The organism is Amycolatopsis sp. NPDC051071 (assembly GCF_040682875.1).
Taxonomy (GTDB): domain Bacteria; phylum Actinomycetota; class Actinomycetes; order Mycobacteriales; family Pseudonocardiaceae; genus Amycolatopsis.
In genome coordinates this window covers 21471-46340 of the sequence record NZ_JBFBBY010000055.1, presented here as the reverse complement: position 1 = coordinate 46340, position 24870 = coordinate 21471, and the positions used below count along the sequence as shown (strand labels likewise).

Here is a 24870-nt window from a genome sequence, read left to right as displayed (position 1 = left end):
GCGAGTATCGGTCACAACCTTGTCCTCAAGCGGTGTCGCGGAATGCCTCGACCCTTCCCTCGGCTCAGCCGAGGGAAGGAGTCCTTCACGCGCGACCCAAGTACATGAAGGCCCCCTTCCTGTACCTAGGCGCAAGGAAGGGGGCCTTCCTGTACTTCAGGCGAGCACGGGCGCCAGTACCCGAGCCCACCGAACGCGTCGTGAGTGGTAGGTAGGGCTCGTGAGAGGTAAGGCAAAGGCGGCACCTCCGGGTGAGATGGTGCCGGGGGGTGGCGCGGCGCCGCACTCGCGTGCTCAGACCCCGCACACCGAGTTCGGCCTTCAAGCACGCGAGTCGCGGGCTCAAGCACGCGAGTTACGGGCTCAAGCACGCGAGTGACGTGTTCAAGCACGCGAGTCACGACTTCGCGCTGGCTGCGAACCCGGCCAACCCGGCCAACCCGGCCAACAGGCCGGTCACAGCGAGCCAGGCACCACGCCCCCTCGACAGAACATGCCTTGCCACCCACGACCCCGGCGTCAGCACCCCGGGGCCAACGCCCCACGTGTCGCAGCAGCGCCGGTTCGCCGGTCGTGGCGCGGGCCTCGGCAAGGTAGGATCTTCGCGCCGGTGATGTCGGTGGAACCGAGGCGCGGCCGGATGCGTCGGTGTACACGAAGGGCGTCATCGCGTTTCGGGAAACGGCGCGCACGGGTGGGTGTGAGCTCATAGGCTGCGCGGTAGGCAAGCACTGGCGCAGGCGCCGGGACTGGAGGGATCACTCATGACTCGCCGATTCGACCCAGAGCAGATCGCCGCGCTCGCCAAGAAGGTCGGCGGGCTGAAGGACGGCTTCAGCAAAACGGGCAAGGACCTGGGCGATGGCAATCCCGGCGGCGCGTTCGGCGACCTGAGCAACGCGGCCAGTACGGGTAAGACGGTGCAGGGGTTCCACAAGGGTGTGAACGCCGAGCTGGCCGCCGCCGAGAAGCTCGTCGACGCCGCGTCCCAAGCGCTGGCCAACGCCGCCGAGCGGATGCGGAACGACGAAGCGGCGGGTGTGCACACCCTCCGTGGCGGCGCCCGCGAGCGGGCTTGATCGGATTGAAGACGGGAATCAGGGGGATTTACCGATGACCACCGCCGAGCGGAAACCGAATGTGCTCGACGACCCGTCGCATGACCGTCCGAAGTCGCTGGACGCCATCGACAAACATGCTCAGCAGGCGCAGAAGCTCAACGCGGGTGCGGTCAACGACCAGGCCGCGAAGGTCGGCGGAGCCGCCACCAGGGCCAACGACCTCGGAGACGATCTCAAACTCTTCCGCGACGACGTGCTGCGTGAATGGGAAGGCAAGGACGCCGACGCCGTCGCCGACCATCTCGAAAAGCTCGGCAAGGCCAGTTACAAGGTCAGCGACAAGGCCGAGGCGGCCAAGAACATCCTTCAGCGCGTCTCCGAGATCCTGGACGACGTCAAGAAGAAGGTCGCGCAACTCGCGCAGGAAGCCAACGACAAGGACGCGGACAACCGCGCCCTGATCGGGGCGGCCCGGCGGCGGAAGAACAGTTCCGACGACGAGAACGAGATCGCCACCGCCGCGTCGGACATCGAGCGGCTCCGGCAGCTCAACGAGAAAGACTCCAATGGCAAGAAGGAGGAGATCGAGCGGGCGCTGGACGACGCCGAGAAACAAATCGACGATCTCCTCAAACCGCTCGGTCTGGAAATCGAGGGTGGTTTCCTGGAATTGGTGCCCGCGGACACCGGCCAGACCACGGCGTCGAGTGTCCACGCCGATCCTGTGGATTCCCGGGTCAGCGCGCCTCCCTCCCACCACAGCGGTGGCGGAGACGGCGGTGGTGGCGGAGGCGGTGGTGGTGGTGTCGCCGGGGTGCAGGGCGACGGGCGGCCCGCCAAGCCGATCGACGCACAGGGGAACAACCCGGCCAAGATCGCCGAGCAGTTCCTCGGCCGCAACGCCGGTGACCTCAAGCGCAGCGGTGAATTGCCTGCCATGCAGTCATGGGTACCGAACAACGTCAACTGCGCGAACTTCGTTTCCGGCTGCCTGGAGGCCTCCGGCCTGATCGACAAGAACCAGGCCAGCGCCTCGGTCGCGGGGCTGGCGGCCAATCTCGAAGCGGACGGCTGGAAGTCGGTGCCGCTCTCCGAGGCGAAACCCGGCGATGTGGTGATCTCGAACGGCGGCGGGCACGTCGTGTTGTACGCGGGCGACGGTCAGTTCATCGGCTCGAACAACGTCAACCCCGACGGTTCCCAGAAGATCAGCATGGGTGGCGGCAGCGGCCTCGTCAAAATCCTCACCCCGCCGACCTGAGCCGGCGGGGCGGAGGATCAGAACCCGAACAACGCGCGCGGTGCCTCGTGCTCGTCCGGCCAGGTCAGCCAAGCGACATCGGTCGGACCGATGGCGTGGTCGGACAAGCGCCAGGACCGCGCGTCGTTGTCGGTACCCGGTTCGCCGGTCTTCTTGAGCAGGGCGACGTACACATCGGACATGACGCCGTCGGCTCGGCGTGCCTCGTAGCCGGTGCCGACGTAGTACGGACGACCGATTTCGGCGCCGTGCATCGTTCCTTGCAGGAACACCCAGGGCCCGATGCGGTCGAGGCGTTCCACCGCCAGCCGGACACGATCGCCGAAAGCGTCGTAGAGCCGTGCGGTGGCGGCCTGGAGTACTGCTTCCCGGACCGGGTCGCCGGGGCTCAGCGCCTGCGGAAAGGATCGTGCGGACGGGGTGGACATCGAGCTACCTCCCAATAGCAGAGCAGCGATTCGGCCTGCGGAATCACCGGATCGGCTGGCTCCGGTGATGTTACAGCGTCGAGTGGGCCCAGTCCTGGCTTCGCGCGGACGCGCCCGCGGTCAGCGGATGATCTTCCGGTGGAAGCACACCCGATCGTGGCCGGAGCCGTCGTAGTCACTGTGCACGGGGAGACCGTCGACGACTCGGTCCCCGGTTTCGAGCGCGAACCCCATCGCACGGTGAAAGGCGATGGAGCCGGTGTTCCCCGGCGAAGTGATCGCCCGTACTTCGGTGCGGCCCGTCTCGGCGGCACACTGGAAGAACGTCGTGTACAGACGGCGGGCCGCCCCTTGCCCGCGCAGCTCCGGATCCACTCCCACGAAATGGATGTACGCCTCGGTGTCGTTGTCGGCGGCATGGAAGCCGACAAGGAAAGCCCTGATCCCGGCCTCGTCCTCCAGTACCAGGCTCGTGCCGGCGAAGAACTGCAAGAACAGTTTGGGGAGCAGGAGCGAAAGTTCGCGGGCCTCTTCGGGAGTACGCGAGTCGCCCCACCACTGTCGTACGCGTTCGACGATCGCGCTGTGATCGGAGACGCGAGCTTGGCGGGGCTCGGGTAACCGGCCGGTGCCGCGGACGAGATCGCGGTAGAAGGCGAGGGCGGCCTTGGGCCGGTAGGTGTCGGTGGTGATCCCCAGCGTTCCGGTGGGCTGGTCGGAGGCGCTGTCCGCGTCACGAAGGCTGAACAGTTCGTAGTGGGTGATGTTCAGGGATTCCCGGCACGCGAGGATTGTGCCGAGCATGTCGGACAGCGAATCGCTTTGCGCCTGCTCGGAACGGGGTGCCCCGCTCGGAGTGCCGTTCTCCACGATGTGGATCGGCGTGCCGGACGAGAGGTGGGCGCGGGGTAGTGAGTGATTCCGCAGATGATGGAGGGCGTGGCGGGTAAGGGATGCGACGTCTCCGGGCGTGCCACGCGGGGCGACGGGCGAGAAGGCGTCGGGGTAGAGGCCGAGGCCGACGTAGTCGACGTGCGCGGCGAAATCCCGCGGCGGAATCGCGGACAGGTACTGCCAGAAGTCGTCGTCGCCGCCCAGCCATTCCGGTGGTTCGGCGACGGAGAAACCGATCCGTACGTCCTGGTGACCTCGTCGGTCCACTGTGGAGCGTGCGTGCGGGATGCCGAGGGTCAGGGCTTCGAGGACACCCGGGGCGCTTCCGTCGATGAGCGGGATGGGGAAATTGGGTTCGAGTGTCACCTGGAGATACCGCGTCAGGTGGCCGTAGCGGTCGATGACGGCGTCGAGGAACGCCAGCCAGCCGGGCAGATCGGCGACCTGGGAGATATAGCTCACCACGAGGTCCAGATCGCGACCTCCTTCGACGTACCATTCGTCGGGCATCGTCAGGTGGTCGAGTGCGTTCTCGGCACCGAGTGAGGCGGCGACGTCCGGTGGTGTCTTGTCGCCGAAGAAGTGCACGTACTCGCGGACGACGAAGGGGCGGCCGCCCGCGAGGTCATCGACGAGGTCGCGGATCGCGGCGGGGTCGGGCGGATGCGAGCAGACGGTGCCCGCACGTCCGCCGGGATAGATGCCGAACTTCACGCTTCGGTCCTCCTCAGTTCGTCGGGTGCGTGCCCGACCAGTCGATGTCGTGGGAACGGATCCGCGAAGCCAGCGTCCGCAGCCAGCTGGTTTCGGCGGCGATGATGGTGCGCCAGTAGGCGACTTCGAGCATGTGCACCTCGGCCACACCGCCGGGTTGTTCCCGCAGGGTGGCGAGTTCTCGGTCGAGCCGGTCGGCGCGACTGTCCAGAATGGACACCGCATCGCCCTCGGGCAGCGCCCCGACGTAGGCGATGGCCATGACGAAGTCCACGGAGGCGGCCTGGCCCTCGCGTAGTCCCTCCTCGACTCTCCGGCGGAAATCCGCCATCCCTGTCGCGGTCAGCTCGTAGGCCGTGCGCGGCGGCCGGTTGCCCACCCGCTCCGGGACGCGGGAGGCGACCAGCCCGGCCCCCTCCAGCGTCTTCAGCAGGGTCGTGACGGTGCTGCGGGTAGCGGACAGCTGCCCGTACCGCTCACGCAGGCGCGCCGCCAGGTCGTAGGCGTGCGACGGCTGCTCGACAAGGAGTCCGAGCAGCGGCAGCACCAGGCTGTTTCGTGACGCGTCCAAGGGCACCAGCCCAACTTATAGACGTATACGTCTAATGGCAAGCCGGGCCGTGACATAGTCGCCAGGTAGCTCTCACTGTGGGACACAGCGGCGAGGAGGCCTGCCGATGGCAGGGTGGGACGACGAACGAGGCCGCCTGCTGACGGCCGGTGCCGATGAGCTGGCCCGGACAGCGTTGACGAACGTGGTGCGCGAGTACCCGCACCATGAGACTCACTGGCAGGTCGAGGGCGTGCCCATCGCCACCCCTCGGCAGTCGCACCCGTGCTTTTACGGCAGTTGCGACTGGCATTCCTGCGTCGAGATGTTCTGGGTACTGGTGCGCCTGCTGCGCCGCCACAGCGCTCTCGTACCTGCCACGGAGATCCGCCGCACGCTCGACGAGCACCTGACCACCGAGTCGCTGGCGGCCGAGGCCGCCTATTTCACCCCCGGGGAACACCGCGCCACGCAACGGCCTTACGGCTGGTCGGCACTGCTGGAACTCACCGTCGAGACCGCCACGTGGGACGATCCCGATGCCGCGCGCTGGTCGACGGCGTTGCACGAGCTGAGCTCGGTCTTCGTGACCCGCTATCTCGATTGGCTGCCGCGGGCCACCTATCCGATCCGATCCGGGGTGCACGACAACGGCGCGTTCGGGCTGTCCCGCGCCCTGCCCTACGCCGACCACCTCGCCGCCCAAGGCGACCCGCGACTGCGGCAGGTCATCACCGAGACCGCTTGGCGCTGGTTTGGATCCGATAGCGACTATCCCGGCTCCTGGGAGCCCTCCGGCGCCGATTTCCTGTCCCCGGCACTGGCCGAAGCCGAACTCATGACCCGCCTGCTGCCCCCGGCCGAATTCGGCAGCTGGCTTCACGGATTCCTCCCCGGCCTCGCCGATCGGGCACCCGCGGCGCTGTTCACCCCGGCGATCGTCACCGACACGTCCGACGGTCTGATCGCCCACCTGCACGGGCTCAACCTGCACCGCGCCTGGTGCTGGCAGCGCCTCACGCACGCACTCCCCGTCGGCGACGAGAGGATCTCCGCCATGCTCGACGCCGCGCGGGCTCACACTCACGCCTCACTGCCACAGGTCACCGGCGGCTCGTACGCGGTCGAACACTTCCTGGCCTACTACGCGCTCCTTCTGCTCAGCTGACCGGTTTTCGATCACGTCTGATATCGCCCTAAAAGGCAGCTTTCGCCGCCTATTCGGCGAACCCTTCGAACCCGATCGGCGCGTGCCGAAAGAATACGATTCCTTCGTGTCCAGATTGGACAAGGTCGCGTATCGGCCACTGTGGCCGCACCGGAGGGATGAATATGCGAAAGATCGTTCGGAGGGCCGGTGGCGCGGTCGCCGCTGCGGCGATGGCGGGCGGAATCATGGTTGCGGCGGCCTTGCCCGCACAGGCCAGCTTTGTCACGCCGGTGTACGGAATGACCTGCGATACCGGCTACAGCGCGAGCTATCAGGCATGGGGAGTCTGCTGGGCACCCATTCCGGCGAAGTGGAAGCTGCGGGTCGACTGTTCGTTCGGTGGAACGTACGACACGATTTGGCACTACCCACCGCAAAACGAGTGGTATCGGATCGACCATCACGTCAGCTGCAATTTCGGGGTCAACTCGGTTTCGGTCGTCGAAGGGACCTGATTTTCCTGGCGGTCAAAGGTCCACCACGGACAGGCCGTCCGCCACGACGACGCCGTCGTGCAGGACCGTGCGGTCCTTGCCGCGGTCCATCACCGCGCTCGTCGGGGTTTCGCCGTCCACCAGCACCAGATCGGCGCGGTCGCCAACGGCCACGCCGGGGCGGTCGGCGATACCCGCGAGCCGCGGGACGTCGTGGCTCATGATCGACGCGCCACCCATCGTCGCGACGGCCAAGGCCATTTCGATCAGGTCGTCGCGGCGGAAGCCGTGGGTGAAGGCGAGCTGCCAGGTGCGGTCGAGCAGGTCGCAGTTGCCGTACGGGCTCCAGTAGTCCCGCTGGCCGTCTTCCCCAAGGCCGACGCGCACGCCCGCGGTCGTGAGGTCGGCCAGTGACAGCTGGCCGTCGACGGACGGCGCGACGGTCGCCATCGCGATGTCCAGCTCCGCGAACGTGTCGATCAGGCGGCGGCTCACCGATTCGGAGACCGAGCCCAGCCCGTACGCGTGCGACATGGTCACCTTGCCGCGCAGGTCCAGCGCGCGGACCCGCTCGATCACCAGGTCGGTCGAGAACACGCCAAGGTGACCCGGCTCGTGCAGGTGGATGTCCACCTCCACGCTGTACTTCTCGGCGAGCCCGAACACGACGTCGAGATGCCCCTTGGGGTCCTTGTCCAGTGAGCACGGGTCGATCCCGCCGACGACCGTGGCCCCCGAACGCAGCGCGGCCTCCAGCACGTCCACCGTGCCGGGTTCGCGCAGGATCCCGGCCTGCGGGAACGCCATCACCTCGACGTCCGCGTGCCCGGCGAACCGCTCCTTCGCGGCGAGCACGGCATCGAGTTTCTCCAGCCGGCAGTCGACGTCCACCTGCGCGTAGCTGCGCACTCGCGTGGTGCCGTTGGCGATCATCCGCTCCAGCGTCCCGGCGACGCGTTCGGGTAGCGGCACCTCGGCGTCACGCCAGTTCTCGCGGTCGTTGAGCATCATCGCCCAGACACCCGGACCGCCCGTATGGTGCCGGAACGGCAGGCCGATGCGAGTCGAGTCCAGATGGACGTGCACGTCACTGAACGACGGGAACAGCAGCCGCCCGCGCCCTTCGACCGTTTCCGGCGACGGCGCGGCGGCGGGCTCATGCGGCCGCACCGCGACGATCCGGCCACCGGCCACTTCGACGTCACTGTGCTGTCCACCCCAAGGGCGGACGTCACGGATCAACACGGCGAACACCTTTCTCGACGGGTCTCGACTACCGCGCGGACTCACGTTCCAGCGCGACGACGGGGATCTGCCTGCCCGCGGCCGCCTGGAACCCGGCGAACGCCGGGATGAGTGCTGTCACGTCCGCCCAGAGCCGCTCGCGCTCCGCACCTTCCGTGAGCCGAGCTACCGCCGTCACTTTCTCAGTGCCCGTTTCGATGGTGGTGCGCGGGTTCGCCACGAGATTGCGGTACCAGGCCGGATCCCGCGGGCTGCCGCCGTGCGTGGCGAAGACGGCCCAGCCCTCGCCTGACCGCCGGTAGAACAGCGGGCTGATCCGCTCGCGTCCCGTCTTGGCGCCGGTGTGGTGCACCAAGATCAGGGGCATGCCTTGGTCGTCGAATCCGGGGATCCGAGGCGGTACGAAACGGCCTGCGGCGAAATCGTCTTCGCTGCTCCAAGCCACGCGCCCGGCGTTCGCTCGGAACTCGGCGATGACGAGGTCGTTCCAACTGGTTGCGGATGGGTCGGACATGGCCGCCTCTCACTATCCGGAGCACTTGCTCCTCCAAGCTAGCACAGAGCGGAGCACTTGCTCCGGAAAAGCTGTATGCTGGGCGGCATGGCAGTGGGAGTACCGGAAAGCGCCACCCGGAGCCGCGCACCACGCGTGGACGCGATCCGCAACCGTGAAGCGATTATCGAAGCCGCCGCCGAGGTGCTGGCCGAACAGGGCACCGCGGTGGACGTACGCGAGATCGCCCGCCGCGGCGGGGTGGGGATGGGCACCCTCTACCGGCACTTCCCGAAGAAGGAAGACCTCATCCGGACGGTCCTGCGTAAGGAATTCTTGGCGTGGGCGGACTCCGCGCGCCAGGCGGCGATCGACACCGAGGACCCCTGGCTGGCACTGACCGACTTCTACCAGGAGGCACTGACCGGTTGCGCACGCCACCGCGCGATCATGGAGAACTTCGCACTGACCTGGTCGGTTCCTGACCTGGAGGGCATCCAGGAGCTTCGCCTCGTCGTCGAGCTGCTGTGCGCCCGCGCCGCCGCCGCGGGCCTGCTGCGCCCCGGCGTGGCCACCGAAGATCTGCTGCTCCTGCTGGTCTCACTTGGCCAAGCCGCCCAGCTCACCGACGAGCGTCACCCGCAGATGTGGACCAGGCTGTTGTGCATTTCCCTCGACGGCCTGCGTGCCGTCCACGACCCTCTCGTCGTCCCGGCGGCAGCAAGGAGGAGCTGAGCGATTCAGCTGGACAGCCGGTGATCCAGGTCAGCGACGGCCGGCGGCCAGGATGACGAGGAACTGGCCCCCGCCCGGTTCGATGGCGGCGGTCACCGGCAATCCCGGTACCAGCCGGGAGAAGCGGTCCTCGAGCCACTCCGCCGCTTCCTTGGCGTCCTGCCGGGTCGGGCAACGGGCCACCATCTCGCGGCCTCCCTTGCGCTCCAGCCTCCCGGCGACGGTGATCAGCGGCGCGGGTTCGACCACGTGCAGGCGGTCCGGCCAGGCGATGACCACCTTGACCGCGCCCTTGCGAGTGTTGCACCCGCGGTGCGCGAGCCGTTCGGCGATCTTGGCCTTCCGGTCGGCGGTCCGGCTGTCGACACTGGGCCCTCGCGGGTCGTTCACCGACATGTCGGGGTCGACCGGTTCGTCGCACACCCAGCATCGCCAGCCGTCACGCTCGGCCACATCATCGAGGAGACTCACGCGAGCAAACTAGCCTGCCTGGCCCTCGTACCGCACCCAAGGGGCTACGTTTCCCCGATGACCTGGCTGGCCGAGACCCGGAGTTCGTACGACACCATCGCGGCCGATTACGCCGACGAGACCCGCGACCTGCTTGACCGGCTGATCCACGTGCGCGCGGGGGTCGTGCTGTTCGCGGACCTGGTCCGCGCCATCGGCGGTGGACCCGTCGCCGACGTGGGCTGCGGGCCGGGGCACACCACCGCCCTGCTGAGGGAACTGGGCGCGGACGCGTTCGGCATCGACCTGTCACCCGCGATGGTCGAGATCGCCTGCCGCGAGCATCCCGGCGCGCGGTTCGAGGTCGGGTCGATGACCGACTTGGAGCTCGCGGACGGTTCCCTCGCCGGGGTGCTCGCGTGGTGGTCGCTGATCCACATTCCGGACGAGGCGGTGCCGGGTGTCCTCGCCCAGTTCCACCGGGTCCTGCGGCCGGGCGGGGTGCTGGCCGCGGGATTTCACGTCGGCGACGACTCGGAGGGTGAGTCCATCCAGGCGTATGGGTACCGCCGTCAACCGTCCCGCGTGGCCGGTTGGCTCCGCGAGGCGGGCTTCACCGTGGAGGCACAGCACCTGCTGAATCCGGACGAGCCGAAACCGGGCGCGATCCTGTTCGCCCGCCGTCCCTCGGTATTACTTCGGTAGTCCGCCTGCCTTTACGGCTACCAGGTGACACTCACCTGTGCCGACGCTGGTCTGGTGTCCGGTGTCGGCAGGCGACCCGTTCGGCGAGGAACAGGTCGACTTTGGCAGCGACGGGTGCGCCGTCGGGTGGTGTCTCGGGGGCCGCGGTGTGGACCGGCGGGATCCGCCACCTCATGTCGAGGTAGTGGATCTCGCTGATGGGACTGCCAGTGCCAAACCGCGTACGGGGTCGTCGCGGGCATGGCCCGGTCCGCCAGTTCCGCGACCGCGTCCGCTCGGCCGTCGGACTGGGTGAAGCGGCTCCAGGACGGTGGGGCGAGCGTGAGGAAATCCGCGCCGCCAAGGGTGGCGAACCACTTCTTCAGCACCGTGAGGTCACTCGCCGGTCGTTTGGCCATAACGCATTATGGTTGGCGTGCGGGGCCGACTACAGGGGTTGACGGATGAGTGAAACGCTGGACGAGACCGTCGCGGGCATCATGACGGGAGTGAGCACGACGATCGCCGACGGCGACAGTATGTTCGCGGGCAACAACATCGAGCACTACATGAGCGTGTCCAGGGACGCGTTGCGCGCGGTGCTCGCCGCGCTGCAGGTCACCGGTCGGCCGGAACCCAAGCGGCTACTGGATTTCGGCTGTGGTTACGGCCGAGTGCTGCGCTCGCTGCGTGCCGCCTTCCCGGCGGCCGAACTGATCGCGTGCGACATGGACCCGGCGGCGCTGGCCGGCTGCGCTCAGGCGTTCGGCGCACGGGCGGTCATCGGCGCCCCGGACGTCGACCACATCGAACAGGTCACCGAGGTCGACCTGCTCTGGTGCGGTTCGGTGCTCACCCACCTCGATGCCTCGAACTGGGGCCCGCTGCTGCGTTACTTCGCGCGTGCGCTGGCGCCCGGCGGCGTCGCGGTGGTCACCACGCACGGCCGCCGGATGGCGATGCGCGCCGAAGCGGGCAAGGACTACGGACTGGACGCGCGTGCCACCGACCGCATGCTCGCCGCCTACAAGGCCTGCGGTTTCGGCTACAACAACTACGAAGGCAACGACGGGTACGGCATCTCGCTCAGCTCGCCCGGCTGGGCGGTGCAACGCGCACTGGAGACACCCGACCTGCGCCTCGCCGGATACGACGAGGCCGCGTGGGACCGCCACCAAGACGTGATGGTGCTGGTCAAGGACGCCAACGCGACACTGAAGGCGGACCTGTGAGGTCGTGAGCGGGACTGTGCCCTGCCCCTCAATAAAGCAGGCATGGTAGCCACGTGGTATTTGCAGCAGACTGTTCTCTGAGAGGCGCCAGGCAGCAATAACGGATCTTCGTCTTCGCCGCCTGGTGCGGGGCGATATCGGGGGAGGGCGAGTCAGTGGCGAGATCACCCCAAGCTCTCGACCGCACGATCGTCGTGGTCGACGTCGCGGGCTTCACCACCGCGGCCCGAAATCGGGTAGCCGTGCGGGATGGCCTCTACGGCGTGTTGAGGACCGCGTTCGCCGAAAGTGACCTCGAATTCGATTCCTTTTTGACCGAGGACCGTGGTGACGGCGCGCTGATCCTGTTACCTCCTGACACGCCCAAGAGCGCGGCCGCCGATCGGCTACCGGATCGCGTCTTGGCGGCCCTCCGCCGGTACAACCACTCGCAACCCCCGTTGGGGCAGATCCGGCTGCGGGTGAGCCTCAATTCCGGCGAGGTACTGAATGACGGGAATGGATGGGTCGGCGAGGCGATCGACACCGCTTTCCGCATCCTGGATGCGCGGCAGGCCAAGGAAGCGATCGTCGGATCCAACCGCATGATCGCGTTCATCTCGTCGGCACGTTTCTTCGACGAGGTCATCCGGCCCGACCCTGGGCTGTTGCCCGAGCTGTACACGGAGATACCGGTAACGGTGAGGACTTTCACCGGAACGGCCTACCTCCGGCTCGTCGGCGAGCCCGCCGCGTCGACTGTCGAACCATCGCCTGTCCTCTCTCCGGCAACGGATCCTGTCCAGGCCATGACCGCGACGAGTGATCGCGACCTGTACTCACCCGCGGATCTGGCGACGTTGCGCAGCCACCTCGTCCCGCTGGAGGTCCCCCACCTGGCGGTCCTGATGAACCGCGCGCTCGGACCTGCCGTCCCCTTGCCTTCGCTCGACCACGTCACCGACGCGTGGCGCGCCTTTCAGGTGCTTATGGAATTCAACGTCGGACCGGATGGCATCCCACCCACCATCACTTTTCTTCGCCTGCTGGCCGAACAGTTCGGCGGCGCGAGCGGGGCCGCCATCACCGACTGGGCCAGCGACCAAGTCCGGCGTCTGGGTCTGGACCCCGTGGTGGCACAGCCGCGATCAACCCCGCCGGAAATCCCCGAGCCAGGCGAACCAGCCCGGCCCGAGCCTGACACCAAAGTCGATTGGGCAAGTGATGCCCCCGCACTCGAAGATCATCTCAGCCGCGCGTCACTGGCTGACGTCCTCGCGACCCAACTCCGCGAAGTCCGTGGCAAAGCACCGTCGACATCGTTCCTCATCCACCTCGACGGAGCCTGGGGCACAGGCAAAAGCACCCTGCTGATTTTTCTCGAAGACCGGCTGGGCGACGAGTTCACGGTCGTGCGGTTCGACGCCTGGCGGCAATCACGTCTCGGCCCGCCGTGGTGGGCATTGCTCAGCGCGACCCGCGAAGCAGTCGCTCGTGAGCGCAACTTCGTTGCCAGGAGCGCGCTCCGTGTGGCAGAGGGAGTTGCGCGTGCCAGACGAGTGGGCTCGGCCGTCACGCTGACTGTATTCCTGATCGCCCTCGTTGTGGCGGGACTCGCCGTCTTTCTCTTACCGCGTATCACGGGTGGCGACGCGCTCGCCGCGCTGGCGAAAGCAGGGACTGCCGTAGTCGCCGCCTTGGCAGCGCTCTGGGCCGGAGCCCGGGTCGTGGGCCGAACGCTGCTGTGGGACTCGGTCCGCGGTGCCCGTCTGTTCGAGCAGTCGACACCCAACCCCATGGACCAGGTCGCTGCCCACTTCGACTGGATACTGGGCAAGGCACGTAAACCAGTCTTGTTCTTCATCGACGATCTTGACCGTTGCCCTGGCGGTTACGTCGTTGAACTTCTCGATGCCGTCCAGACTCTCATCCGCGACATCCCGGCACGAGCATCGGCAACCGAGCATTCAGCCGCGTACTTCGTCGTCGCGGCCGACGGCGCCTGGCTGCGCAAAAGTTACGAAGACGCCTTTCCCTCCTTTCACGATTCTGTCTCCACACCTGGTTATTCTCTGGGTTACTTGTTCCTGGACAAACTGTTCCAGCTCACTGTTCCTGTTCCGATGCCCAGCACTCGTGCCCGGACGACCTACCTTGAACGCCTGCTCAACATCGCCGCCCCTCACCACGACGAAGCCGTCAAGCAAGAGATCACGGACGGCAAGACGGCCCTCGCCGGAGCTGACGACGAGTCCGAAATCCTGGGAATCATCAACTCCGCCAGTCCCGACGCGCGAGACAAACTCGCCAGGGACGCCGCACTCGCCCTTGTCTCACCTCAGACCCGCGCCCACACCGAACACGCCCTGAGCAAGTTCCTTCCACTGCTGCATCCCAACCCGCGCAATATCAAGAAATTCCTGAACACCTACAGCATCCTGCGCTCGGTTCGAACCCTTGAGCAGAACACCGTTGGCTCCGACGTCCTGGCCCTCTGGACGATCATCCGCGTCCGGTGGCCCTCGATCGCAGAACACCTCGAAACCGATCCGGAAGCGGTACGGGCGCTGGTCGAACCACTGTGGGCGTCCGAGTGCCTTCCCTTGGAATTACGCGATCTGGCGACCGACACAGAGCTTCGCGCCGTGATCCTGCATCCCGAGGGCGGGCCGCTGACCGCCGACCTCATCCGGCAATGTGCCGGAACGGAATGGCAGTAGCTTCCGGCCGGTGTAGAGACTATCGCCGACCGCGTCAGCCGAAATCACCACAGGAGGCAACGAATGAACGACACCGAGCCGCAGACCGCGGAAGGCAAAGTGCTTTGGCACTTCACGATGTCCTTGGACGGTTTCGTGGCAGGCCCGAACCACGAGATGGACTGGATGGCCGGGACGAACCGCCCGGGCCTGGCAGACGAATACGTCACGACCACGGGCGCCGTACTGGGCGGTCGAGCCGGTTGGGACATGGCTGCCGCGAGTGGTGGCCGCCCGTATGGCGACGCCTGGGACGGCCCGATCTTCGTGCTCACCCACCATCCCGAGGACGCGGCGCCCGCCGACAACGTCACCTTCCTCGACTGTGACCCCGCGGAGGCCGTACGGATCGGGCTGGACGCGGCCGGCGGCAAGAACCTCGAGGTGTTGTCCCCGACCATCGGCCGTCAGCTGCTCGAGCTGGGACTGATCGACGAGATCGACCTCCACATCGAGCCGGTCCTGCTCGGCGAGGGCATCCGGCTCTACGACAACCCTGGCAGCGAATCGATCCGCCTCCACCGGGTCGGCGACGGTGGTCCCGACTCGGAAGTCAACGTACGGTACCGACCCACCACGTCGGCAAGGGTCCTCGACCGGGCAACGCCGGATAGCCGAGTCAGGTGACAGCTCGAACGGGCACGCCCTGCGTGACGGCCTAGCTTCCGATGACCCGCGTATCGGCCCCTCGGCCAAGCCCGGCTGGGAGTGGGTGAGCGACATCCACGCGGGGCAAGCCCAGAGCCTCGTCCGAAGGAACGAGCGCGACGGGACGCCCGGTTGGCGACCGGCCTCTCCGAGGCCCGTACCGTCCAATGTGTACAGATACTGGCCGTTGCCGGTGTTCCCCTGGAAAGTGCCCGGCGTTGCCGAGATGCATCGAGCCCTGGATCTCCCCGGACCTGTGTGGTGCTGCGCCGCACTCGCGTGCTTGGGGACGGAACTCGCGTGCTTGAAGGCGGAACTCGCGTGCTTGAAGGCGGAACTCGCGAGTTACGGGCTGAGCAGCAGCGGACGTCGAGAGAACGTGGATCGGCCGCGAGCGGTCAAACTTTCCGGAGTAGAAAGTTTGCAAAACCGGAAAGTTTGCTAGGGTGAGTGCCATGACAGCGGAAGACGGCGGGCTGCGCGAACGCAAGAAGCGTGAGACCCGGTTCGCGTTGAGCCAGGCGACCATCCGGCTCGCTTTGGAGCGCGGGCTGGACGCGGTTTCGGTGGAGGACATCGCGGCGGCGGCGAACGTCTCCGATCGCACCTTTCGCAACTACTTCGCCAGCAAGGCCGAGGCTGTCGTCGCCGCACACGTCGAGCGGGGGCAGCGCATCGGTGAGGTACTGCGGGAGCGTCCGGCGAGCGAACCGCTGTGGGACGCGCTCGTCCACGCGGTCGTCCTGCAGTTCGAGCCGATGCCGGGCGCGGCCGCTCAGCCACCGGACCACGGAACGGCACTCCAGAAACTGCTCGCCGAACCCGCCGTCCAGCACGAGGTTTTCCGCGCCCACGCCGCCGCGCAGGACGAACTGACCGCCGCCATCGCCGAGCGCGCGGGGACCGGTGCGGACGACCTGTATCCGCAGATCGTGGCCGCGGTGGTCAGCGCCGCACTCGGTACGGCGATGGCCAACTGGACACGCGATCCTGGCCGGTCGCTCGTCGCCCTGCTCCATGAGGTCTTCGACGGGATCCGCGCCGGATTACCCGAACCTCGCTGACACCCGCTCTCTGAACCAAGCCCGCTCGACGGGCTGTTCGTCATGCCCGAAAACCCGCACCCGGAGGAGGAACGGCCATGGATGTGGTCATTGTCGGTGGTGGACCCAATGGTCTGATGCTCGCTTGCGAACTCGCGCTCGGTGGTGTCCGGCCGATCGTGCTGGAACGGCTTACCGAACCCAGCCGAGTGCCGAGGTCGAACGGCCTTGTCGGGCAGATCGTCCGGATGATGGACCACAGGGGGTTGTGGGAACGGCTCAGTGGCCAGTCCGGCTCGCCGCGGCCCAACAATGGTTACTTCATGTTCGGGGCGATGCCGCTCGATCTGAGCCTTCTCGAAGACAGCCCCATTTACAACCTTCCGGTGCCCGAGGTGAAAACCGTTGAGGTACTGGAAGAACGGGCGACCGAACTCGGCGCCGACCTCCGCCGCGGGCACGAATTCCTCGGCCTCACCCAGGACGACGACGGCGTCACGCTCACCGTCGACGGACCTGAGGGCACCTACGAGTTGCGTACCCGGTACGTGGTCGGCGCCGACAGTGCGCACAGTCCCGTCCGGAAGGCCGCCGGCATCGGCTTTCCCGGTGTCACCTACGACCGGTCGACCAACCGTGCCGCGCAGGTGGCCATCCCCGCGGACTGGATCGACCCCGCGACCGGCGCGCTGATCGTGCCGGGCCACGATCCGGTCCTGCCGTTCCTGCCCATCCGCACCGCACACGGCGGCTTCTCCTATGCGCCGCTGCCCGGCCGCCCGCCATTGGTCGCGACCGTCGAGTGGGACGAACCCGGGACCACCGAGCCCATGACGCTCGAGGAAATGCGGGCCAGTATCGAGCGGGTGCTGGGTGCCGCCGTCCCGATCGGCCCGCCGCCGGGCGATGGCCCGCACGTGCTGCGCAGGATCAACGGCGGCAACACCCGCGTCGCGGACCGGTACCGGGACGGCAGGGTATTCCTCGTCGGCGACGCGGCGCACGTCTTCGCCGCCGGCGGCACCGGTCTCAACGTCGGCATGCAGGACGCGCTCGACCTCGGATGGAAACTGGTGGCCGCGATCGACGGCCGCGCCGACGTCCTCGACACCTACGAAACCGAACGCCGCCCCGCCGCGGACCGGATGATCACCTACTCCAGGGCCCAGGCCGCGTTGCTCTCACCCGGCGACGACGTCACCGGCCTGCGCGGACTGTTCGGCGAACTGTTGACGCAGCCAGGCGTCGTGCGGGTGCTCGCCGACCTCGTCGCGGGCGCGGACGTCCGCTACCCGGTCGGCGACGGCGCCCATCCGCTCGCCGGACGGCTCGCACCCGATCTGGATCTCCGTACCCCCGACGGCACGATCCGGCTCGCCGAGCTGGCCCGCGGCGCGAAACCGCTGCTGATCGACCTCACCGAAGACGGCGTCCTGCACGTCGAAGGCGTCGAGATCGTCCATGCCTCGGCGGACACCGACGTCCGCGCGCTCCTGCTCCGCCCGGACTCCTACGTCGTGTGGGCCTCGTCCGACTCGCGCCCCAGCCAGGCCGAACTGCGAAACGCCGTCGGGCACTGGTTCGGCGTCCCGGTCAACGCGTGAAAGTCTCCTTCAGGGACGCAAAGTCCCTGAAGGAGGTCGATCACGCCTTCTTGGCCAGCGAAACGATCATCAAGGTCTCGGTGGACTCGCGTTCGAAGCGAACGTCGGCAATCCCGGACAGCTCTTCGCTGAGGCTTACCCGGCCGTCGTGATTCCAGACGACGAGATCGTCGCCTTCACGGCAGAAGTTCCACTGGTGCAAGCCGTAGTAGTTCTCGCGTTCGCCCTCGTTCACGTTGAGCATCAGCACGACGGCGTGGCCCGGCTTGACGACTTCGAGCATCTGGCGAGCGCCGAGCACCGGGTTGTACACGTGATCCAGCGCGTTCTGGCAGTACACCAGGTCGAAATGGTCTGCGGGGAACACCTCGGAGAGCTTCTCCACCTCGGCGTCCACGGTGGCCACCAAAGGAGTCAGGTTCAGCTCGCCGAGGAGGGTGTTGTACTGGTCGGCGAGCGGGTCGACCGGGGTGATTTCCACCGTGCGACCGGTCCATTCCTTACCGACACAGGTCAGCGGACCCGCACCGACGTCGAGGATGCGAACCGTCGCTCCCTCCGGCGCGAAAGGCTCGAGGTTCCGCGTCAGATGCGGTTGATTCCGCAGGTCCGAGTCCGGTCTGGTCCGCCAGTCGTAGTCATTGAATCCTCCGTTGGCAAAGGCCTCGGATCCACCGGACAGCCAGACCCTCCAGTGGTCCAGCTCGTTCGACAGTCCTTCTTGCCAGCGGGTCTTGCCTGTCGTCTCCATGAAGATCCTTCTTTCGCACAGTAGAAGCCTTGAGCCCCATATCGGCCTCAATCTACTGACGCCGGCCCGCGGCACCGGCATGAACTCCTGTTCAGGCGGTGAAGAAGGCGCGCAAAGCGTCGGCGACACGACTTGGGTCGCCGTCGTCATCCGGACCCGAGTGGCCCAGTCCTGAGAACGTGATCCGTCGCGCGTGCGGGAGGACGGCGGAAAGCTCGTCCAGCGCGACCTTGAGGTACGGCGGGCTCTTGGTGCCACCGAGCAGCAGCACTCGCGAGCCGAGTGCCGCGTAATCCCGTGCCGTGTCGGTCATCTCCTCGACCAGCCGCATGTCGAAGCGCTGCGTGGGGATGAGCGCCGGGATCGGCACGTCGTCACCGGATCCGTTGCCCTGCAGGCGCGCGCCGATCGCCATGAACGGCACGAGCACGGGCCGCGGGAACCGGCCGAGCACCGGCTCGACCGCCAGTCCTTTCAAGGCGGTGACCAGTGCGGAAGCGAGCCTGCCGCGGGCGATCTCCCGGTCGTAGCGCGGCACCCAGCCCATCGACACCGAGCCGTCGACCGGCAGCGGCGGTTCGTACAGGGCGATCGCGTCGAGGCCGGGGGCGGCGAGGGCCGCGCGCAGCGTGACCAGCGCACCCGTGCTCAGACCGAAAACCCGCGACGCCCCGGTCGCCGCGACCAGCGCCCGCACGTCTTCCGCCTCCCGCGTGACGCCGTAGTCGTCACCGTGAGGTCCGCTCAGCCCTCGCCCGCGCCGGTCGGGCACGTAGACGGTGAAGTCGGTCGACAAAGCGGTAGCAAGCTTCATCAGGTGCTGTGCCGCCTGCATACCCCCGTGCACGAGCAGGACCGCGGGGCCACTGCCCAGCCGTCGATAGCCGATGACTGTTCCATCGGCGGAGCTGACCGACCCAGTGCGGTACTCCGTCACAAGCTTCTCCCATTACCCGGGCACAGTGTTCGCATAAAGGGGACCGTAGCATAACCGCATACACTGTTCGCAATAATCTGTGGAAGGGTGATTCATGGGTGACGACGCATCGCCGCAGGGTGAGGTGCGCCCGATGATCTGGCTGCGGCCGGAACGCGGCGCCCGGGGACCACGCCCGGCCCACAGCCGAGCCGACTTCGCGGCCGTGGCCATCCGCGTCGCCGATGCCGAAGGTATCGAGGCCGTGTCCCTGCGCCGGGTCGCCGGCGAGATGGGCACCGGCACGACAACGCTGTACCGCTACATCGCCACGAAGGACGAACTGTTCGACCTGATGATCGACAGCGCCATCGGAGAACGCGAGCCACCGTCACCGACCGGTGACTGGCAGGCGGACCTGCGTGCGGTCGCCTACGCGCACCGCGCCATGGTGTTGAGCCACCCGTGGCTGGCCACGCTGCCCGCGACCCGCCCGACGCTGGGGCCGAACAGCCTGGCGTGGCTGGACGCGGCCTACGCCACCGTGGACGTGCTGGACCTGGACGCCGACGAGGTACTGGCCCAGGTCGGCACCCTGCTGACCTTCGTGCGCGGACACGTCCTCGACGAACTGGCCGAACAGGAGACGGCCCGACGGTCCGGGGTGGACATGCCGACCTGGCTGGCGGCGCAAGCACAGTACGGCGAACTGATCATCGGCAGTGGCGACTATCCACACCTGAGCCGGATCATGATCGAGGCGGAAACACCGCACGCCGACGACCGCTATGAACGAGCTTTCCGCCGCGGTCTGGACCACATTCTGACCGGGTTGGCACACAGCGGCCGGTAGTCGGCGTGGGTCGTGCGTGTTTTGGGTCGTTAGAGCGAGCCCGTTCTTGAGCACTTACGTGTCACCTGTGGCGTTGCTCGCGTGAAGTACAGGAAGGCCCCCTTCCCTCGGCTCAGCCGAGGGAAGGGGTCCTTCACGCGCCGCCGTGGTGACTGGTGGTGCTGCGGGTCTCCCTCAAGGAGTCCTTCAAGGACCGGCCGATAGTCGGTGTGGGTCGTGAGTGATTTGGGTCGTTCTAACGCAATGCCACTTAGCTTAAGTTGATCAACCTCTTGACCTGCGGTTTCTTATGGGCGACGACAGTCGGTCAGGGTCTCGTGATCGCCCCGCCTTAGAGTGTTTGCCCTGGTCAGACGGCCGACGTCTGGAATTAGTTTTCATATTCAATATAAGCTAAGCGGCATTGCGTTCTAACGACCCAAATCACTCACGACGCCACGGTCAAGTGTGGAGCGCCTCGTTCGCGGGAAACGCTCTTGTATGCGGCGAGACAAGCACACAGATTTCGAGCTTTCGGGGAATGAGCGGACGGCCGACTCGGCCGGCGTGGGTGACGTACTCGGGCAACCGCGTGGCTACCGGTTCGTGGTGGACCCGCGGTGGGCGCCGGTGCTGGCTTGGCTGCGCCCGGCCACGGCCCGCTGCGGAGTGCGGGTCGACGCGGACGGCTTCACTGCCCGGTTCGGGCCGTGGACGGTTCGCACCGGGCTGGACAACATCGCCGACGCCCGGCTCACCGGGCCTTTTCGCGCGTGGCGGGCGATCGGGCCGCGGTTGTCACTGGCGGATCGTGGCCTGACCTTCGGTACCAACACTTTGCTGGCGGTCTGTGTCCGCTTCCACCATCCGGTGCGGGGTATCGACCCGTTCGGGCTGGTCCGTCATCCGAGCCTCACCGTGACCGTCGCCGAACCGCAGATTCTGGCCCGGCAGTTACGCGCGATCGCCGACGGAAGCCGCCCGGCGCGTGAGGTGCTCGACGGCGTCGACGACGGCGCCTGAAGGGATTCCGTCGAGACACGGGTGGTCGGGTATGGGGCAGCTCCGTGCCCGGCTGTCCCGGCATCCGGCGTGCTGGTCGCCGAGCAGTACGACCGGTACGCCGTACGGTGCCCAGCGCGAAGCGGGCACGACGGGTGCGAACAGGGAGACCACGGGCGTTCCGACGGCGGCCGCGAGATGGGCGGGGCCGGTGTTGGGTGCCACGACGACGTCCGCGCCGGCGAGCACGGCCGCCAGTTCGGGCAGCCGGGTGCGGCCGCCGAGGTCGAGCGCGCTTCCCGCGACCTCCCGGGTCAGCCCGCTCTCGGACGGCGATCCGGTGACGACGACGTGGTGACCGGCGTTCTGGAGTGCGCGGACGAACGCCGCGGAGCGACCGGCGGAGGGTTGCCGGGCGGGAACCGAGGCCGCGGGGTGGACGACGACATAGCCGTCCTCGATCAGGTCGGCGCCCAGCAGGTGGTCCACCGGTGGCAGCGGATCACGGATCGCGAGACGGCCGTCGTCCCCGGCGGGCAACGAGAACCCGGCCGCCTGCGCGAGCGAAAGCATCTTGACCGCCTCGGGCGGATCGCCGGGGACGTGGTGCCGCAGGTCCAGCAGTGACCCCGGATAGTCCTCACAAACGGCACCGATCCAGGGCACGCCCGCCATTCTCAGCAGTAGGGCCAGCGGAAGCGGGGACTGGTGGAACGAGGTCAGCACCAGCGCCGCGTCGAGGGACAGCGCGCGAAGCCGCCGGACGAACTCGCCGGTGTCTTCTTCGGTCACCGGCGGCGGTTCAGGATCGATCCACGGCGCGCACCAGGTGAGCACTTCGTCGACACCGGGCAGGAGTTCACCCGTGCCGCGTCCCCGGGGGCCGGTCAGGAGGACGACGTGGTCCGAGCCGTTCGCGACGGCGCGGACGCAGGGACCGGCCAGCAGTACGTCCCCGAGGTTGTCCATCCGTGCCACCAGCACGTTCCGCGTCATCGCGTGCCCGTGACGGCCAGGTGGACGGCCTCGGCGAGGTCGCGTGCGACAGTGGCCCGGCGGTGCGCGTGATCGACCTCTTCCTGGCGGGTACGGGTGGTCGGTACCAGGATCGCGCGGGCTCCGGTGGCCAGTGCGGCTTCGACGTCCGCGCCGGTGTCGCCGATGACCACACAGCGGCGGACGTCCACGCCGAGTGCCTCCGCGGCTTGACGCACCAGGCCGGGAGCCGGTTTACGGCAAGCACAGCCGTCACCGTCGTCGTGCACGCAGACCTGCCAAGTCCCGAAGGGGCCCAAGAGTTCTTCCACCCGGGCATTCACCGCCGTCAGCCGGTCGGGGGTGATCAGGCCCTTCGCCACCCCGGACTGGTTGCTGATCACCCCGATGCGGATACCCGCCGCCCGCAGGTCGTGCAGGAGTTCCTTGGCGCCGGAGACGGGCCGGACACCCTCGGGATCGTCGAGGTAGGGCACGTCCGTGATCAGCGTGTCGTCCCGGTCGAAGAGGATCGCCTCCGGTGCCCGGCCGAGCCGGTGCCGTACTTCGCCACGCAAGCGCTGGTAGCACGCGACGGGCGGAATGAGCACGCTGGTCACCAGCATGCGCGAGATCTCGTCCGGGGTGAACGGGCCCGCCGCGATCCGGCGAGCGGCGAATTCCGCGGTCAGCCCGGCCCACAGCCCGGCCGTCGCGGCGGCGGCCTTGCGCCGTCCGAGCGCGAACAACACCGCGGCGCCCACCGCGCTCACCGTCGCCAGCGCGTGTCGGGCGAGCCGTCCCCGCCCCGCGCCGACCTGCTGCCGCCAGAGAACACCGTGCTTATGCCGCATGAGCGCGTCGTCGGCGTTGCCACGCTGGGCGCGGAGGCTGGCGAGCGGACCCGATCGCTTGGGTGGATGGGTGACGACCCGTTCGCCTTTCGCGATGAGGTGACCGGCCTTGGCGACCCGCAGTGCCAGATCCGAGTCTTCACGGTAGGCACGGGGAAAGCGTTCGTCGAAGCCGCCGGCCTCGGCCAGTGCCGCCCGCCGGTAGGCCATGTCCGCGGTGATCCACCGGGCCGTCTCCAGCCCGGCGGTCCCGCGTTCGTCGTCGGTGGGACGGCGGCCCGGTGGGAGCGGGACGACGAGCCTGGCCTGCGACGCGGCCGTCTTCGCGTCCAGGGACAGCAGGTCGTCGGCGAGCTTCCGGGTCCAGTCCCGGCCGACGAGTACGTCGTCGTCGAGAAAGGCGACCCAGGGGGTCTTCGCACGCCGCCAGCCGGCATTGCGGGCGGCAGCGGGGCCACGTCCACCGGAACGGACCACTTCGATCTCGGGCGTCATGGGGGCGAACCGCAAGTCCGCGCCGGCCGGCCGGTCGTCGGCAACGACGATCCGCGCCGGCCGCGGTTCTCCGGCGGCTTCGATCCCGGCGAGCAGCTCATGGAGGTTCGCCCGGCCGGTGGTCGGAATCACGATCGTGTAATCGAGGTCGCTCACCTTGTGCCGATACCCGGAGGCCGTCACCTCAAACCATCAGGAGAGGTGTCAGCGCGCGCTCAGCGGGTAGCCGGTACCGAGACCGCGAAGGAGCTGCGAATGACTTTGATGGATCGGACGGCCGTACTGGAAATCCGCAACCCCGCCGACGACAGTATCGTCGGCAGCGTCGAGACGGCGGGTCCCGATTCCGTGGCGACCGTGCTCGCCGCGGCGAAGCGGGCAGCGCCCGGGTGGGCGGCCACTCCCGCGGCCGAACGGGGTGCCGCGGTGAAGAAGGCGGCCGGGATGGTCCGCGACCAAAGGCGCGAACTCGCCGCACTCATCGAGGCCGAGACCGGAAAACCGCGCTCCGAAGCCGAAGAGGGCGTTCTCGCCGGGGTTGGCACCTTGGAGCAGTACGCCGAACTCGGACCGGTGCACCGTGGACGATCCCTGCTGGGTGACCCTCGAGCCACTGACCTGATGGTGCCGGAACCCCGAGGGGTGGTCGCCGCGCTGACCCCTTGGAACGACCCCGTCGCCGTCGCCTGCGGGTTGCTGGGTGCGGCGTTGGTGAGCGGGAACACGGTGGTGCACAAACCAAGCGAACGCTGCCCGCACACCGGGTCCCGGCTGGGGGGCTTGCTGTCGCGTGCGTTCCCGGAAGGGGTACTGCAAACGGTGCAGGGCGACGGCGAGGTCGGCGCGGAACTGGCCGCGAGCCGGGACGTCGACTTGATCGCGCACGTCGGCGGTACCGCGGCAGGCCGGTCGATCGCGGCGAGCGCGGCGAGGACCGGAGCCAAGGCGTTGCTGGAGAACGGCGGCAACGACCCGCTCATCGTCGACACCGATGTCGACGTCGGCTGGGCCGCCGCACAGGCCGCTACCGGGGTGTTCGCCAATTCGGGACAGATCTGCGTCGCCGTCGAACGGATCTACGTGCACCAGGAGATCGCGGAAGCGTTCCTCAGTGCTCTCGTCAAGGAGGCGGAAAGCCGTGAACTCGCGCCGCTTGTCGACAAGCGTCATCGCGACGGCGTACACGCCCAGGTGACCGAGGCACTCGCGCAGGGCGCCGAACCGTTGAGCGGGGGAGTGCTTCCGGACGGCCCCGGCGCCTTCTACCCGGCGACCGTGCTGGCAGGGTGCACCTCGGCGATGCGCGTGGTCAACGAGGAGACCTTCGGCCCGGTCGCACCCGTCTGCGTGGTGCCGGACTTCGAGCAAGCCCTCCGGCAGGCGGCCGACGGCGAATACGGTCTCGCAGCCACGGTGCTCACCTCGTCGATGGCGCACGCGCAACGCGCTTGGCGGGAACTGCCGGTCGGCACCGTGAAGATCAACAACGTCTTCGGTGGCGCTCCCGGTGGGGCGGCGCATCCGCGCGGCGCCAGCGGGAGCGGCTACGGCTACGGCCCCGAACTGCTCGACGAGATGACGCAGACGAAGGTCGTCCACCTGGCCACGCCGGGGCCGTGAA

24 protein-coding genes are annotated in these 24870 nt (G+C 67.8%); 14 read left to right on the top strand and 10 right to left on the bottom strand.

Annotated features, from left to right (window positions below; translation table 11 throughout):
- The first annotated feature begins 764 nt into the window (after positions 1 to 764).
- Entirely contained in the window at positions 765 to 1079 is a 315-nt protein-coding gene (locus AB0M65_RS19480; protein WP_364029096.1) for a hypothetical protein, read from the top strand.
- A 34-nt stretch (positions 1080 to 1113) separates the two neighbouring features.
- A complete protein-coding gene (locus AB0M65_RS19475; RefSeq protein WP_364029094.1) occupies positions 1114 to 2322 on the top strand; it encodes a peptidoglycan-binding protein in 1209 nt (402 codons plus the stop codon).
- Between the two features lie 17 nt (positions 2323 to 2339).
- On the opposite strand, the gene AB0M65_RS19470 is transcribed toward AB0M65_RS19475, so the two are convergent.
- The 3 genes from AB0M65_RS19470 to AB0M65_RS19460 all read right to left on the bottom strand — a co-directional run bounded on the left by AB0M65_RS19470 (position 2340) and on the right by AB0M65_RS19460 (position 4935).
- A complete protein-coding gene (locus AB0M65_RS19470; RefSeq protein WP_364029092.1) occupies positions 2340 to 2750 on the bottom strand; it encodes a hypothetical protein in 411 nt (136 codons plus the stop codon).
- A gap of 120 nt (positions 2751 to 2870) precedes the next feature.
- Positions 2871 to 4358: a GNAT family N-acetyltransferase gene (locus tag AB0M65_RS19465; RefSeq protein WP_364029090.1), complete on the bottom strand. Its 1488-nt coding sequence runs from the start codon at positions 4356 to 4358 to the stop codon at positions 2871 to 2873.
- Between the two features lie 13 nt (positions 4359 to 4371).
- Entirely contained in the window at positions 4372 to 4935 is a 564-nt protein-coding gene (locus AB0M65_RS19460) for a helix-turn-helix transcriptional regulator (RefSeq protein ID WP_364029088.1), read from the bottom strand.
- A gap of 100 nt (positions 4936 to 5035) precedes the next feature.
- Here AB0M65_RS19460 and AB0M65_RS19455 point away from each other — a divergent pair, with 100 nt between their 5' ends.
- Together AB0M65_RS19455 and AB0M65_RS19450 are read left to right on the top strand one after the other, a co-directional pair.
- A complete protein-coding gene (locus AB0M65_RS19455; protein WP_364029086.1) occupies positions 5036 to 6076 on the top strand; it encodes a DUF2891 domain-containing protein in 1041 nt (346 codons plus the stop codon).
- 164 nt (positions 6077 to 6240) lie between these two features.
- Entirely contained in the window at positions 6241 to 6573 is a 333-nt protein-coding gene (locus AB0M65_RS19450) for a hypothetical protein (RefSeq protein WP_364029084.1), read from the top strand.
- 12 nt (positions 6574 to 6585) lie between these two features.
- On the opposite strand, the gene AB0M65_RS19445 is transcribed toward AB0M65_RS19450, so the two are convergent.
- Positions 6586 to 7797, bottom strand: a complete 1212-nt coding sequence (locus AB0M65_RS19445; protein ID WP_364029082.1) for an amidohydrolase family protein — start codon at positions 7795 to 7797, stop codon at positions 6586 to 6588.
- A 28-nt stretch (positions 7798 to 7825) separates the two neighbouring features.
- Positions 7826 to 8164: a nitroreductase/quinone reductase family protein gene (locus tag AB0M65_RS19440; protein ID WP_364029080.1), complete on the bottom strand. Its 339-nt coding sequence runs from the start codon at positions 8162 to 8164 to the stop codon at positions 7826 to 7828.
- 234 nt (positions 8165 to 8398) lie between these two features.
- Here AB0M65_RS19440 and AB0M65_RS19435 point away from each other — a divergent pair, with 234 nt between their 5' ends.
- On the top strand, positions 8399 to 9025 hold the full coding sequence (locus tag AB0M65_RS19435; RefSeq protein ID WP_364029078.1) for a helix-turn-helix domain-containing protein: 627 nt from the start codon (positions 8399 to 8401) through the stop codon (positions 9023 to 9025).
- A 30-nt stretch (positions 9026 to 9055) separates the two neighbouring features.
- Here AB0M65_RS19435 and AB0M65_RS19430 read toward each other — a convergent pair whose 3' ends face one another.
- Positions 9056 to 9496, bottom strand: a complete 441-nt coding sequence (locus AB0M65_RS19430; protein WP_364029076.1) for a hypothetical protein — start codon at positions 9494 to 9496, stop codon at positions 9056 to 9058.
- Between the two features lie 57 nt (positions 9497 to 9553).
- On the opposite strand from AB0M65_RS19430, the gene AB0M65_RS19425 reads away from it, so the two are divergent.
- From AB0M65_RS19425 to AB0M65_RS19400, 6 genes are all read left to right on the top strand, one after another.
- Positions 9554 to 10180, top strand: coding sequence for a methyltransferase domain-containing protein (locus tag AB0M65_RS19425; RefSeq protein ID WP_364029074.1), 627 nt, complete (start codon positions 9554 to 9556; stop codon positions 10178 to 10180).
- A gap of 443 nt (positions 10181 to 10623) precedes the next feature.
- Entirely contained in the window at positions 10624 to 11391 is a 768-nt protein-coding gene (locus AB0M65_RS19420) for a class I SAM-dependent methyltransferase (protein WP_364029072.1), read from the top strand.
- Positions 11392 to 11546: 155 nt separating this feature from the next.
- Positions 11547 to 14090 (top strand): P-loop NTPase fold protein, encoded by a 2544-nt coding sequence (locus AB0M65_RS19415; protein WP_364029070.1) that lies wholly within the window; start codon positions 11547 to 11549, stop codon positions 14088 to 14090.
- Positions 14091 to 14153: 63 nt separating this feature from the next.
- Complete coding sequence (locus AB0M65_RS19410) at positions 14154 to 14756, top strand: dihydrofolate reductase family protein (protein WP_364029068.1); 603 nt, start codon at positions 14154 to 14156, stop codon at positions 14754 to 14756.
- Between the two features lie 476 nt (positions 14757 to 15232).
- A complete protein-coding gene (locus AB0M65_RS19405) occupies positions 15233 to 15841 on the top strand; it encodes a TetR family transcriptional regulator (protein ID WP_364029066.1) in 609 nt (202 codons plus the stop codon).
- Between the two features lie 77 nt (positions 15842 to 15918).
- The gene (locus AB0M65_RS19400; RefSeq protein ID WP_364029064.1) at positions 15919 to 17424 is read left to right on the top strand and encodes an FAD-dependent monooxygenase; all 1506 of its coding nucleotides are present in this window, start codon (positions 15919 to 15921) and stop codon (positions 17422 to 17424) included.
- Positions 17425 to 17464: 40 nt separating this feature from the next.
- On the opposite strand, the gene AB0M65_RS19395 is transcribed toward AB0M65_RS19400, so the two are convergent.
- Together AB0M65_RS19395 and AB0M65_RS19390 are read right to left on the bottom strand one after the other, a co-directional pair.
- Complete coding sequence (locus AB0M65_RS19395) at positions 17465 to 18175, bottom strand: methyltransferase domain-containing protein (protein ID WP_364029062.1); 711 nt, start codon at positions 18173 to 18175, stop codon at positions 17465 to 17467.
- Between the two features lie 91 nt (positions 18176 to 18266).
- Positions 18267 to 19112, bottom strand: a complete 846-nt coding sequence (locus tag AB0M65_RS19390) for an alpha/beta hydrolase (RefSeq protein ID WP_364029060.1) — start codon at positions 19110 to 19112, stop codon at positions 18267 to 18269.
- A 94-nt stretch (positions 19113 to 19206) separates the two neighbouring features.
- Between AB0M65_RS19390 and AB0M65_RS19385 the strand changes: the two genes are divergently transcribed.
- Together AB0M65_RS19385 and AB0M65_RS19380 are read left to right on the top strand one after the other, a co-directional pair.
- Complete coding sequence (locus tag AB0M65_RS19385; protein WP_364029058.1) at positions 19207 to 19944, top strand: TetR/AcrR family transcriptional regulator; 738 nt, start codon at positions 19207 to 19209, stop codon at positions 19942 to 19944.
- A gap of 480 nt (positions 19945 to 20424) precedes the next feature.
- Positions 20425 to 20946, top strand: a complete 522-nt coding sequence (locus tag AB0M65_RS19380; protein ID WP_364029056.1) for a hypothetical protein — start codon at positions 20425 to 20427, stop codon at positions 20944 to 20946.
- On the opposite strand, the gene AB0M65_RS19375 is transcribed toward AB0M65_RS19380, so the two are convergent.
- Both AB0M65_RS19375 and AB0M65_RS19370 read right to left on the bottom strand, forming a co-directional pair.
- A complete protein-coding gene (locus AB0M65_RS19375) occupies positions 20878 to 21921 on the bottom strand; it encodes a glycosyltransferase family 9 protein (RefSeq protein ID WP_364029054.1) in 1044 nt (347 codons plus the stop codon). The two genes, AB0M65_RS19380 and AB0M65_RS19375, sit on opposite strands and share 69 nt — an antisense overlap.
- Positions 21918 to 23405 carry an HAD-IIIA family hydrolase gene (locus tag AB0M65_RS19370; RefSeq protein ID WP_364029052.1) on the bottom strand — a complete coding sequence of 496 codons (1488 nt, stop codon included), beginning with the start codon at positions 23403 to 23405 and terminating at the stop codon, positions 21918 to 21920. Before AB0M65_RS19370 ends, AB0M65_RS19375 begins: the two co-directional genes overlap by 4 nt.
- A gap of 99 nt (positions 23406 to 23504) precedes the next feature.
- Here AB0M65_RS19370 and AB0M65_RS19365 point away from each other — a divergent pair, with 99 nt between their 5' ends.
- Complete coding sequence (locus tag AB0M65_RS19365; protein ID WP_364029050.1) at positions 23505 to 24869, top strand: aldehyde dehydrogenase family protein; 1365 nt, start codon at positions 23505 to 23507, stop codon at positions 24867 to 24869.
- Position 24870: the final 1 nt, after the last annotated feature.

What these genes read in the sequence shown, in the direction of transcription:
- AB0M65_RS19480 (WP_364029096.1), top strand. Translation starts at nt 765, where the DNA reads ATGACTCGCCGATTCGACCCAGAGCAGATCGCCGCGCTCGCCAAGAAG.
- AB0M65_RS19475 (WP_364029094.1), top strand. Translation starts at nt 1,114, where the DNA reads ATGACCACCGCCGAGCGGAAACCGAATGTGCTCGACGACCCGTCGCAT.
- AB0M65_RS19470 (WP_364029092.1), bottom strand. Translation starts at nt 2,750, where the DNA reads ATGTCCACCCCGTCCGCACGATCCTTTCCGCAGGCGCTGAGCCCCGGC.
- AB0M65_RS19455 (WP_364029086.1), top strand. Translation starts at nt 5,036, where the DNA reads ATGGCAGGGTGGGACGACGAACGAGGCCGCCTGCTGACGGCCGGTGCC.
- AB0M65_RS19450 (WP_364029084.1), top strand. Translation starts at nt 6,241, where the DNA reads ATGCGAAAGATCGTTCGGAGGGCCGGTGGCGCGGTCGCCGCTGCGGCG.
- AB0M65_RS19440 (WP_364029080.1), bottom strand. Translation starts at nt 8,164, where the DNA reads ATGCCCCTGATCTTGGTGCACCACACCGGCGCCAAGACGGGACGCGAG.
- AB0M65_RS19435 (WP_364029078.1), top strand. Translation starts at nt 8,399, where the DNA reads ATGGCAGTGGGAGTACCGGAAAGCGCCACCCGGAGCCGCGCACCACGC.
- AB0M65_RS19425 (WP_364029074.1), top strand. Translation starts at nt 9,554, where the DNA reads ATGACCTGGCTGGCCGAGACCCGGAGTTCGTACGACACCATCGCGGCC.
- AB0M65_RS19420 (WP_364029072.1), top strand. Translation starts at nt 10,624, where the DNA reads ATGAGTGAAACGCTGGACGAGACCGTCGCGGGCATCATGACGGGAGTG.
- AB0M65_RS19410 (WP_364029068.1), top strand. Translation starts at nt 14,154, where the DNA reads ATGAACGACACCGAGCCGCAGACCGCGGAAGGCAAAGTGCTTTGGCAC.
- AB0M65_RS19405 (WP_364029066.1), top strand. Translation starts at nt 15,233, where the DNA reads ATGACAGCGGAAGACGGCGGGCTGCGCGAACGCAAGAAGCGTGAGACC.
- AB0M65_RS19400 (WP_364029064.1), top strand. Translation starts at nt 15,919, where the DNA reads ATGGATGTGGTCATTGTCGGTGGTGGACCCAATGGTCTGATGCTCGCT.
- AB0M65_RS19395 (WP_364029062.1), bottom strand. Translation starts at nt 18,175, where the DNA reads ATGGAGACGACAGGCAAGACCCGCTGGCAAGAAGGACTGTCGAACGAG.
- AB0M65_RS19385 (WP_364029058.1), top strand. Translation starts at nt 19,207, where the DNA reads ATGGGTGACGACGCATCGCCGCAGGGTGAGGTGCGCCCGATGATCTGG.
- AB0M65_RS19380 (WP_364029056.1), top strand. Translation starts at nt 20,425, where the DNA reads ATGCGGCGAGACAAGCACACAGATTTCGAGCTTTCGGGGAATGAGCGG.
- AB0M65_RS19375 (WP_364029054.1), bottom strand. Translation starts at nt 21,921, where the DNA reads ATGACGCGGAACGTGCTGGTGGCACGGATGGACAACCTCGGGGACGTA.
- AB0M65_RS19365 (WP_364029050.1), top strand. Translation starts at nt 23,505, where the DNA reads ATGACTTTGATGGATCGGACGGCCGTACTGGAAATCCGCAACCCCGCC.